6 protein-coding genes and 2 pseudogenes are annotated in these 10,521 nt (G+C 56.0%); 3 read left to right on the top strand and 5 right to left on the bottom strand.

Annotated elements, in window-relative coordinates; all coding sequences use genetic code 11:
* A partial coding sequence (locus GZ093_RS03880) for a UPF0758 domain-containing protein (protein ID WP_363260141.1) occupies positions 1–358 on the bottom strand: 358 nt, incomplete at its 3' end.
* 481 nt (positions 359–839) lie between these two features.
* Between GZ093_RS03880 and GZ093_RS03875 the strand changes: the two genes are divergently transcribed.
* Positions 840–1,262 carry a hypothetical protein gene (locus tag GZ093_RS03875; protein WP_296482362.1) on the top strand — a complete coding sequence of 141 codons (423 nt, stop codon included), beginning with the start codon at positions 840–842 and terminating at the stop codon, positions 1,260–1,262.
* A gap of 116 nt (positions 1,263–1,378) precedes the next feature.
* Here GZ093_RS03875 and GZ093_RS03870 read toward each other — a convergent pair whose 3' ends face one another.
* Together GZ093_RS03870 and GZ093_RS03865 are read right to left on the bottom strand one after the other, a co-directional pair.
* Positions 1,379–2,539 (bottom strand): HAMP domain-containing sensor histidine kinase, encoded by a 1,161-nt coding sequence (locus GZ093_RS03870; protein WP_296482359.1) that lies wholly within the window; start codon positions 2,537–2,539, stop codon positions 1,379–1,381.
* Positions 2,540–2,889: 350 nt separating this feature from the next.
* Entirely contained in the window at positions 2,890–4,995 is a 2,106-nt protein-coding gene (locus GZ093_RS03865) for an EAL domain-containing protein (protein WP_296482357.1), read from the bottom strand.
* 1,096 nt (positions 4,996–6,091) lie between these two features.
* Between GZ093_RS03865 and GZ093_RS03860 the strand changes: the two genes are divergently transcribed.
* On the top strand, positions 6,092–7,129 hold the full coding sequence (locus GZ093_RS03860) for an NrtA/SsuA/CpmA family ABC transporter substrate-binding protein (RefSeq protein ID WP_296482354.1): 1,038 nt from the start codon (positions 6,092–6,094) through the stop codon (positions 7,127–7,129).
* A gap of 8 nt (positions 7,130–7,137) precedes the next feature.
* Complete coding sequence (locus tag GZ093_RS03855) at positions 7,138–9,495, top strand: response regulator (protein ID WP_296482352.1); 2,358 nt, start codon at positions 7,138–7,140, stop codon at positions 9,493–9,495.
* A 112-nt stretch (positions 9,496–9,607) separates the two neighbouring features.
* On the opposite strand, the pseudogene GZ093_RS03850 reads toward GZ093_RS03855, so the two are convergent.
* Both GZ093_RS03850 and GZ093_RS03845 read right to left on the bottom strand, forming a co-directional pair.
* Positions 9,608–9,808 (bottom strand): annotated as a pseudogene (locus tag GZ093_RS03850) (hypothetical protein); the annotation flags it as partial.
* A gap of 363 nt (positions 9,809–10,171) precedes the next feature.
* Positions 10,172–10,378: pseudogene (locus tag GZ093_RS03845) on the bottom strand (hypothetical protein); the annotation flags it as partial.
* Positions 10,379–10,521 lie beyond the last annotated feature (143 nt).

Genomic DNA, 10,521 nt, shown 5'->3' with positions numbered 1-10,521 from the left:
TGACCGCATCGGGCGTGGCAAAAACAGTGCGTTCCTTGAGCTGCTGGGCCAGCGCCCGGCGCGACAGCTCCAGCACCGCCACAATCTCTGCGCGTTTGGCCGGCCCCAGACCCTTGATGCGCTTGAGGTCGTCGGCGCTGGCATGCAGCAGGCCGGCGATGCCGTCAAAACCATCGTTGTTGTCGGCGCTGGATTTTTTGAGCGCCAGCAGCTCCTGCGCCATCTGCAGCACGCCTTTGCCCTTGATGCCGGTGCGCAGCAATAGCGCCAGCAACTCGACGTCGCTCAGGGCAGAAGCGCCGCGTGCGAGTAGCTTCTCGCGCGGGCGGGCGTCGGCTGGCAGGTCTTTGATAGGCATGGGAGTGAGGGCAGACACCATCGGGTCTGGGTTTATACAAGAGAGGCCAGTTTATCGGGACTTTTTGTAACCTCAGCAATCCTGAAGGGACATTTGTCCAGTGTGGGTCATTGTCGAGCAAGACTCATTGTCTACCCGCAGGTACTCATCGCCTTCAACGGGCAGGCTTCAGGCATTACGCGTCGATGGAATATTAACGTTGCGGCGGCAGTGGGCCCAAAGCAGTCAGACAATCTTTAGAAAGCAGTTATTCGACGGGAATCTGTTACCCCCGCGCACGTCTGTACAATAAATAACGGTCTGAAAAACGATGCCCGACATGACAGCATAAATGACGACTGCGCGGCTAACAGGTTCGTCGATTGGACCCGCAACGGCGGGATGCGTTTCTGACAGTCTTCACAAAGAGTTCTGCCGTTGCGGCCCACTCACGGCCAACGTTAGGTCTCACAAACCACTTACTGTGGGCACCTACCCATTGATGAATGCCATTCGCCCAGGTTTGCTCTACTTTGTCCTTGTGATGGGGACCGGATTCCTACTTGGCATGATTCGAGTGCCATTCCTCGTTCCACGAATTGGAGAGCGCTGGGCGGAGCTGGCGGAAATGCCAATCATGGCAGTTGTCATCTTCTTCTCCGCAGGGTATGTACTGAAACGCTACCCCAGTGTGCGCTTTCATGGGCAATCCTTGATCGTCGGTCTACTTGCCCTTGCCTTGTCTGTCGGCGCAGAACTGGGGCTTGCTGTTGTTTTCCAGGATCAAACTCTCGCAGAGTTCATCGCAACCCGAGACAAAGTTTCGGGCTCTGTCTACCTGGCCTTGCTAGTCGTCTTCGCCCTCATGCCCCGGCTTCGTCTTTCCGGCCATTCACTGCGTTCTTTGTTGGGTGTTTGGCGATAAGTGTCATCGCAACTGCATTGTTCAATAGGTCGCGTGGCAGCATTCTGCTGTCGGGGTTCTTCCACTTCTCGCTCATAAGAATCACGCCATACACCCAACAGGATTAGGCCCTGCTGTTATCTCTTGCTCGCGTTCTTGCTATTGCCCGTGCGCGGCAAGCGGATCGTGAAGGTCGTCCCGTCCTCCTTGGTGGAGGTGATCTCGATTCGCCCACCATGCGCGACAATGATCTCACGGGTGATGTACAGGCCTAGTCCCAAGTTAATCTTGTCGCTTAGCTTGCGCTCGCTCGCCGGGCGTAGGGCAAAGCGCTTGGCCGGGTCGAAAATCGTTCTCAGTTGTGCCGACGAAATCACCTCGCCCGCATTTTGGATCGTCCAGATGATTTCGTCATCGTTATGTTCCCGAACAGTGACGACGATGGGTTCCTCAGGAGAGCCGTGGTCGATCGCGTTTGCGATCAGATTGCCGAACGCCTGGCTGATGCGTGAGCGGTCCCATATCACCTCCATGTCGCCCGCTATTTCCAGTTTGATGGACCGATCAGGATGAAATAAGCGCATCTCCTCGACAATGGTGGTGCACACAGACGAAAAATCCATCGAGGACGTTGCGACCGGGATGCCGTCTCCAAGGTGGCTTGTCGAAAAGTCGAGCAGGTCTGAAACGATTTCGGCTACGCGATTGCTGCTATCGACGATGAGTGATGCCGTCTTGACCGCATTGGGAGTCAGATTGGCGTTGCCCGTCAGCATTTGCGCTCCCACGCTGATGGCTCCGAGCGGCGAACGCACGTCATGGCCGAGAATGGCCAGGAACAGATTTTGCGAGTCCCGATGCATCGCCGAATAGCGCGCGACCGATTCGGCCAGCGACTGGTCGATCGCTTCATTGAACCTGACCATGTCCTTGATTTCGCCCGCGGTAATGGTCTTGATGTCGTCTTGCCAAAGTCTCAGTACGCTGGCACGCAGGGCCCGGTACTCCGAAGCCAGCTGTTCGATTGTGAATCCAGACGAGAGGCGATCGACGGCGTGAATCTCTGCGGCGGTATCCTCGGGTACTTGAGGGGCAAGGCCCTGCGACTTGTCGATGCCCTCTTGCCGGGCCTGATCTGTATCGAGGTCAGCGGCCACGGCCTTGAGCATTGCTTCGGCATGGTCACGCAGTTCTCTGGCTGTCATCCGATGAATGGTCGCGTGTATGGTCTTGGCGAAGTCTTCCCATTCTTGCAGGATGGCTTCCAAATTGGTCAATATGAATTTTGACAGGCGCATAGGATTTCTTTCGATGTGGCGATTCAGATGCCAAATGGCGAAGGAAATGCAAAGCAATTACTTGTAGTCTGTTTTCGGAAGCATTATCCACCGACTAGAGTTCAACAGAGGTGCCGCTTGATCCTTCGCTAGAGCCGAGCACCAACGACTCGGGCCTGTTCACGACCAGGTGGTGATTGTCAGTTCCGCAGTGGGCGTGAGTTTGAACGTCCGCTTTACCTGCGCCAGTGGGCCCAAAGCGGGCATAGAGCGCAGGGGAAAGCAGCCACGCACACCGCCAAACGTTGCGACGTTGCTGGCACATGGCGCGAACCTTCGGAGAGATCCAAAAATGGCGGTATCAGTCCTGTTCACGTTAGCATCGCAGGCAGCATTTTGCCCGCTTTCAGCAGCGCCCCTAGCGCCTGCGATGAAACTGGAGCCGAAAAAAAATAGCCTTGCGCGTAATCGCATTTCGCTTCTTTCAGCCAATCTCTTTGCTCGACTGTTTCCACGCCTTCCGCAATCACTTTCAGCCCGAGCTTATGCGCCATCACGATGATCATTTCCGCAATCGAGCGGCAATCCCTGCTGGTCGCCAACTCATGTACAAATGACATGTCGATCTTCAGAAAATCAACATTGAGCTTCTTCAGACTGAGCATGGATGAACATCCCGTACCGAAGTCGTCGATCGACAACTGGACCCCGGCCGTTCTGAGATAGTCCAGCTTTTCGCGAACGTTGGACGATTCGTTGGTAAGTGCCCCTTCCGTGATTTCCACCGAGAGGCTATTGCCGGGCAGGGCGAGCGCAGTCAGGCGCGTGTCCCAGTCTTTCATCGGCACCTTGCTCATCAGTTCGGCCGATGATTTATTGACACTGATTTGGAAGGGTCGGCCCAGCAAGGTGCTCCATTCTTTTGCACAGTGCATGGCGTCGTTCAACACCCATTCGCCGATTTCTCCGATCAACCCGGTTTCTTCCGCGAGACCGATGAAGTCATGCGCAAGCAACAGCCCCGAGTTCGGATGATGCCAGCGCAACAGTGCTTCCGCCTTGACAATTTTTTCATCGGAAAGCGCAACGATGGGCTGGTAGTAAACGGCCAGTTCGTTGCACGGTATGGCACGCCTCAACTCGTCAATCACCTTGAGGCGGGCCCAAGCGGCATCGCGCATGGCGACGGTGAAGTAGCTAAAACAGCTTTTCCCGGCGTTCTTTGCCGCATACATGGCCTGATCCGCGTTTCTCAGCAGATCTTCTGGCGTGCTTGCGTCCTGGGGAAAGAGCGTAATGCCGATGCTGGCGGAAATTTGGACATCCTTGCCGAGTATGGAGAACGGCGTGGCGAGCGCGACGAGCATCTCTTGCACCAAAATTTCCACATGCAGAACCTTGTTGACGTCGGTGATGATCACGGTAAATTCGTCGCCGCCCAGACGTGCAACCGTATCCGTGCCACGCACACAGCGGCCGATTCGCTGTGCGACCTGTTGCAGTAACTGATCGCCGGCATCGTGGCCTTGTCGATCATTGACGTTCTTGAAACCATCCAGATCAATAAAAAGCAGGGCAATGGACAGGCCACTGCGCGCAGCACGTTTAACGTCCTTATCCAGATAATTCAGAAAATAACTTCGATTCGGCAAGCCAGTCAGAAAATCATAATTGGCGCTGCGCATGGCCTCTTCTTCGGTTGCCTTGCGTTGGGTCACGTTTCGCGCTGTTGCTGCAATCGCGTCCAAATACCCGCTCTCATTGCAAACGGGTTCGAAAATGAATTCGAAGATAGCTTTGTCCTCGGCGGTTGGCGAGAAGGACATTTCTCCACTTTGGCTGACTCTTGTATCAATCACACCCTGCAACTTCTGTTGAAGGTCCACCGCATTGGGCAAGTCGAGCTCAATGAAACTCTTGCCAACCATTTCTTCCAGCGGCTTGTTGAACAATCCGACCGTGGTTTTATTCGCGTAAACCAATCGGCCTCGGGTGTCCATGATGAAGTTCAGGTCGGGCGACGAGGACAGAAGCGCATCAAACAGGCGGGAATAGCGCTCTAGCGATTCCGATAAGGCTTGGTCAATCGCTTCGTTGAATCGGGTTCCCTCGTCGCTGACGGCCCGCGGGGTCGTTAGGAACGAATCGCCCCAGAGTTGCATGACGCTAGCCCGCAGCGCACGGAATTCGGACAATGCCTCGTTAATGCTGAATCCCGCTGACAGGCGATCATTGCCGTGTACCGTGGCCTGGGTTTGCGTGCTGGCATCCGCTGCGTTACCTTTGGATTTCTCGGCCTGCTCAAGAGAAGTTTGGGGGTGATCAAGGTCGGCGGCGATGGTCAGCAAAATCCCCTTGGCATGGTCTTTCAGCTCTACCGTGTCCATATGGCGGGCGCCGGGAATGGTTTTGGCGAACGCCTCCCACTTCGAAACGATCACTTCGATGTTGGTGCGAATAAATTCAGGTAGGGCCATGGTGGGCATGTTCGTTTTCCTTTCTACTTTTCCATTTCCCGTTGAGGGCAACAGTCTCGGCAACGGGCACTTTGCCCGCGAACGCGCTCGCACCGCAATTCGAACTATTTTGACTGGTTCGATTGGTTGACATCGCTTCGCGCCCGCGTCGAACAGGCCGCTGCACACTTGCGCGATGCCCCAATGGGTAGTAATCGCTCATTTATATCGCGGATGAAATACGTGGTCTGTGCGCTAACGCACCGGGCGTCGGTTAGCTGGGGGGATAGATGCTGAGGGTGCCCCCCTCCTTAAGGGCTCGGGAATTTTGACATTGCGATAGAACGGCCATTAATCAGGAAGAAGCCACCAAGCACGGGGTGGATCCTCTGATGGGTACGGCATCAAAGCCCCAGGGCACCGAGTTGGTCCACGGTCATGCGGTCTGCAACTTCAAACCTCGACAGGAGTTGGTACAGCTTCCAGGAGGTATCTGCTGATGAAGGGAAGTGTCCCCATTGCCGCAATCCCAGAGGCGAAAATTAGTAGTCTTCGAGTGCCGATGGAGATTGTCAAATCGTCCCGCCTCTCGTTCGGAAAAGTCGTAGTTTATGTCTGCATTCGAATGGTTTCTCGGATGTCCGGTTTTGTTAAGGTTTATACGACGCCCACCCTTGGTAGTCATCGGTGCGCAACAGGTGTGCCTGCACGGGCGGGCATCCTACAAACCTTAACAAAGGACTCGTCGATGGACGACCAGGAGCCGACAGTCGGAATTTCTCAGCCAATGATTGTTCACGGGCAGTGAGCAGTCCTTCAATGTCGACCAAAGATGTGATCAATGCATCAATCGCTTGCCAAGCCGGGGGTCGTATTAATGACTGCTGTTCCTCCCCTTGCAGGCGATGGCGGCACCGGCAGGTCCAGTCCGGCATCAGGGCAGCGACAGATGGTTTTCCAACCTTTCTCACTTGGTTGCCGTGGCCTGGTATCCAGAACTTTCGCCTTCCCCACCAATTCGGCGTGCTGTGTGACAATCTGAGCAACTCCAGGCAGAAGCCCGTTGAGCATCAGCCCTGTTTTTGCAGGTCGTTTTTTTGAAACAGGAAGCCAAAATATGAAAATTGCTTCCAAGGGCGGCGACAGGTGGCGCTCGAATATGCGTATTGTGCTGTTGGCGCTCTCGGCACTGGCTGTCGGTGTGGTAGCTTTTTTGGCATTTCGGTCGCCGGTCACCCCCACAATGGCGGGGACAAAGGTTTCGATCGCGGTGCCCATGCAGATCAACAGCGCCCTGATACTGGTTGCGTCCGGGCAGGGTCTGTTCCGCAAGGCTGGCGTGGATGTCGCAAGCCAACCCTTAGAGCTGGGCAAAGATGCTTTGAAGGCCGTTCTCGACGGCGAGGCGGATTTGGCAGTAGTGGCCGATACACCGGTCATGTTCGCGCTTCTTGGTGGCGCTGATATTGCCATGCTCGCCGGCATTTCGCAGAGCCGTCGCGCCTTGGCAATCATTGCCCATAGTGATCGCGGCATCAACAAAATTGAAGATCTCAAGAGCAAGTCCATCGGCTTAACCCAAGGCACCAATTTGACCTACTTTCTTGATGCAATGCTGCAAGTCCATGGCGTTCCAAGCGATGGGGTGACTGCGATCGACCTGCGCACGGATGCGGCAATCAGCGCCTTTAAGGATGGTCGGCTTGACGCGGCAGTGGTGTATCAGCCGTTCCTGGGCGAGCTGCAATCGGAAATGGGTAACCGGATCAAAGTCTTTTATGGTGAAGATGTCTATGCTTTTCGTTTCATACTGGTGGGCAAGCCGTCTTACATTGACAGCCATCCGCAAGAAGTCCGCGCTGTCTTGCGCGCCTTGATTGCGGCTAACCAGGCCATCCGTACCAACCCGGTTGAAGCGCGTCGTTTGGTGGGTGATGTGCTCAATATTGATGACGCCACCATGGCAAAAATATTTGAGCCCGAAGACTACGCTATCTCCCTCGACCAAGCGATGCTGCTGGCGCTGGATGATCAAACACGCTGGGCGATGAAAAAGGGGCTTGCCGAGACCAGGCCGATGCCCAACTACATGAATTACATGAAATATCAAGACCTCGAGGCAGTGCTGCCGACTGCAGTAACGATCGTGCACTAGGAGCTGCCTTGAAGATTCGCTCGCAGATCAACGGGTTGCTGGTGCTAGCAGCCTTGATTATTCCCGTTGCCGTTGGTATGACGCTGCTTTCGGCGCGCGATGTCGAGCAGGCAACCAGTGATATCAATGCCGCCGAGGATTTGATCCATAGCGCCACGCAGCTAAGGCAAGTGGCGGTGGAAACCGCTTTGTTTGATGAGGTGCGCGCAAAAGATCAGTGGTCGCGCAAGATTGCCGGTGTCAGCGGTGAGATTGACCGCATGCGCACCACCACGCCGCGAGAGAAGACGAATCTGGATCAGATTCGAATGCGAGTTGCGTTGATGGAAATCATCTATCCGCGGTTAACGGTTAAGCCTGGCGCGGCCGCCGACGCAGCCGCCGCACAGACACGCGCGGTTGCGTCGCTCTTGGGGGTGACCCAGGAACTTATCGAGATTGGGAACGAACTGATACGTAGCAATCGGGATGAGGCCGGAACCGCCTTACGCGCCATGCAAGTGTCAATCGGAGTGATCATTCTGGCAATGGGGGCATTCACCGTTTTTGTCTGGCTGCTTATTAGGCGGCGCATCCTGCGCCCTTTGCGCATTTTTGAGCAAAGCACAACGCAGCTGGCGCAAGGCAATTACGCGTACCGTCTGAAGCTGCAGCAGATTGACGAAATCGGTGACCTGGCGCGCGCCTTCAACGCCATGATTGCGCGCATCGAGACGTCCACGGTCGAACTTGAAAAGCGCGGTGACAGACTTGCCGACGCGGTGCTCGCCAGAACAACCGAACTTTTTCAAGCAAAGGAGCTTGCCGAAACACTGTCGCATTACGCCCGAAGTTTGATTGAAGCCAATCTGGACCCTTTGGTCACCATCAGCGCGCACGGCACGATCACTGACGTGAACGAAGCCTCCGTGCAGGCAACGGGTGTGCCGCGTGAGCAGCTCATTGGCACGGACTTCTCTGACTATTTCACCGAACCCGACAAGGCGCGCATCGGCTACAAAAAAGTCTTCTCGCAGGGCATGCTGCGCGACTACCCCCTCGCCATACGCCACAGGGCAGGCGGCATCATGGACGTGCTCTACCACGCAGCCGTTTACCGCGACGACAAGGGCAACGTCCTGGGCGTGCTTGCCGCAGCCCGCGATATCACCGAACGCAAGCACCTCGATCAGCTGCTGCATGAGAAAAATGCCGAGTTGGAGCACGCCACAGCCGTGGCGGAAAAGGCGAACCTGGGGAAATCAGAGTTCCTCTCCAGCATGAGTCATGAGTTGCGCACGCCACTCAACGCCATCCTCGGCTTTGCCCAACTTATCGAATCTGACTCACCACCGCCAACGCCGACTCAGAAGCGCGGTCTCGATCAGATCCTGCGCGCCGGATGGTACTTGCTGGAACTGATCAACGAGATCCTCGATCTGGCGCAGATCGATTCGGGCAAGATCATGATGTCGCTGGAGCCGGTGTCGCTGGCCGACGTGATGAGCGACTGTCAAACCATGGTGGGTCCGCAGGCAAATGATCGCGCAATTACTATCATGTGTGAACCACTTGCGTCGGCTTATTTCATCCTGGCCGATCAAACCCGGACGAAACAGGTCCTGATCAACCTTCTTTCCAACGCAATCAAGTACAACCGGCCAGGCGGCGCTGTCAACGTCGCGTGCGCTTTGGTGGCACCAGATTCGATTCGCATCAGCATTCAAGACACCGGCTTTGGAATGACTGCGCAACAGCTTGCGCAGCTTTTTCAGCCTTTCAATCGTCTCGGCAAGGAGTCCGGCCCGGTGGAGGGCACGGGCATTGGCCTGGTCGTGACCAAGCGGCTGGTCGAACTGATGGGAGGCGCGATTGGCGTGGACAGCGCCGTCGGGGTGGGGAGCGTGTTCTGGATCGAATTCAAGCTGACGACTACGCCTCAGATTGACATTCAAGCAACCGAGCACAAGGTGCTAAAGCGGTCCCAGGGGCCTGATGGCACGCCGATGCGCACGCTGCTCTATGTGGAAGACAACCCGGCAAACCTGCAACTGATCGAGCAACTTCTTGCCCGCCACTCCGACCTGCGCATGTTGAGCGCAGCGGACGGTAATCTCGGCATCGAGTTTGCACGCGCCCATCAGCCAGACGTTATTCTGATGGACATCAACCTGCCAGGCATCAACGGGATCGACGCCATGAAAATCCTGCGCGCCGACCCTTTGACGGCGCATATTCCGATCATCGCAGTCAGCGCCAACGCGCTGCCCCGTGACATCGAGAGGTGCCTTGCGCTTGGCTTTTTCGACTATCTCACCAAACCCATCATGCTCGACGAGCTTGTGCGCGCTATAGACTTGGCACTGCCATTATCAGTATCGAATTAAACCGCCGCGGCGGCCATGCAGTAGGCATGAGGGATGGAGCATTGCGCCCAGTCTTCGACAGCTGATGACGTAAGTACCTTGATTTCATTAGGTTTGACTTTAAATCGTGCCCCTACAAGAGGCTCAATTGTCGATTTGCATTGGGCTGTTCGACTTTTAACGCTTTGAACATGTCATGCTGCTCATCGCACATGGAAGACACGCCGCTCAGTGGCTTTGCGCCGCTCAAACTGACATGGTGATGCTGCATGCGCTCGGGCAGGCGGTGGTAGACGGGGCCGATTTTCAGCTCGGACTTCAACACTTGAAGCCCCGCTCAATGGCGCCAGGTGCCACCTGCCCAAGCTTGGGCGACATCGTCCACTACGGCTCGGCCAGTATCGGGGTGAAACTCATTGGTGGCGGTGGCGGTGGCGGTGGCGGTGGCGGTGGCGACAATGACCCCGACCAAATCTTGAAGGACGCCGACGCAGCCATGTACACAGTCAAGAACAGCCGCCGTTAACGCAGCATAATCTCCCCTCGCCGGTGGCTGGGCTCGACCACCTCGGGCGGTGGGCAGCAGCAAACTGCGTTCACCGTGCGACTCCACACTCAGCACCACTTCAAATCCGAATGCAACCGGGTGCACCTACCAAAATGGTCACCTGCCGCCATCGGTAAAGTGCGAAATGGCAAACACCTGAGGCAGGTCAAATGCCACCAGACACGCGCGTTTGTTTTGTCTATCCCGAAGCAGCACCGCAAACACCTCATGCGGTTTGGCCGCCAGGTGCCGCTGCAAATAGTGCTTGACGGCGTCAGGGGTGGCAAAGATGGTGCGTTCTTTCGGTTGCTGCGCCAGGGTGCGGTGCGACAGTTCCAGCACCGCCACCAGTCCAGCCAGGGGTTTGGTTCGGTCTTCTTGCACAAGCTTCAGTTTAGACGCTCGACCTACTGCCAATGCCCGTGCCGAGCAGCTTGTGTTCGCATCGGGTACGATCAATCCACAAATTGCAGCCCGGTCACTTTTCTACCCTGGTCAGA

The organism is Rhodoferax sp. (genome assembly GCF_010365055.1).
Lineage (GTDB): Bacteria > Pseudomonadota > Gammaproteobacteria > Burkholderiales > Burkholderiaceae_C > Rhodoferax.
Note: the sequence above shows the minus strand (reverse complement) of the source record. Positions and strands in the feature narration are given on the sequence as shown.

What these genes read in the sequence shown, in the direction of transcription:
- GZ093_RS03875 (WP_296482362.1), top strand. Translation starts at nt 840, where the DNA reads ATGAATGCCATTCGCCCAGGTTTGCTCTACTTTGTCCTTGTGATGGGG.
- GZ093_RS03870 (WP_296482359.1), bottom strand. Translation starts at nt 2,539, where the DNA reads ATGCGCCTGTCAAAATTCATATTGACCAATTTGGAAGCCATCCTGCAA.
- GZ093_RS03865 (WP_296482357.1), bottom strand. Translation starts at nt 4,995, where the DNA reads ATGGCCCTACCTGAATTTATTCGCACCAACATCGAAGTGATCGTTTCG.
- GZ093_RS03860 (WP_296482354.1), top strand. Translation starts at nt 6,092, where the DNA reads ATGAAAATTGCTTCCAAGGGCGGCGACAGGTGGCGCTCGAATATGCGT.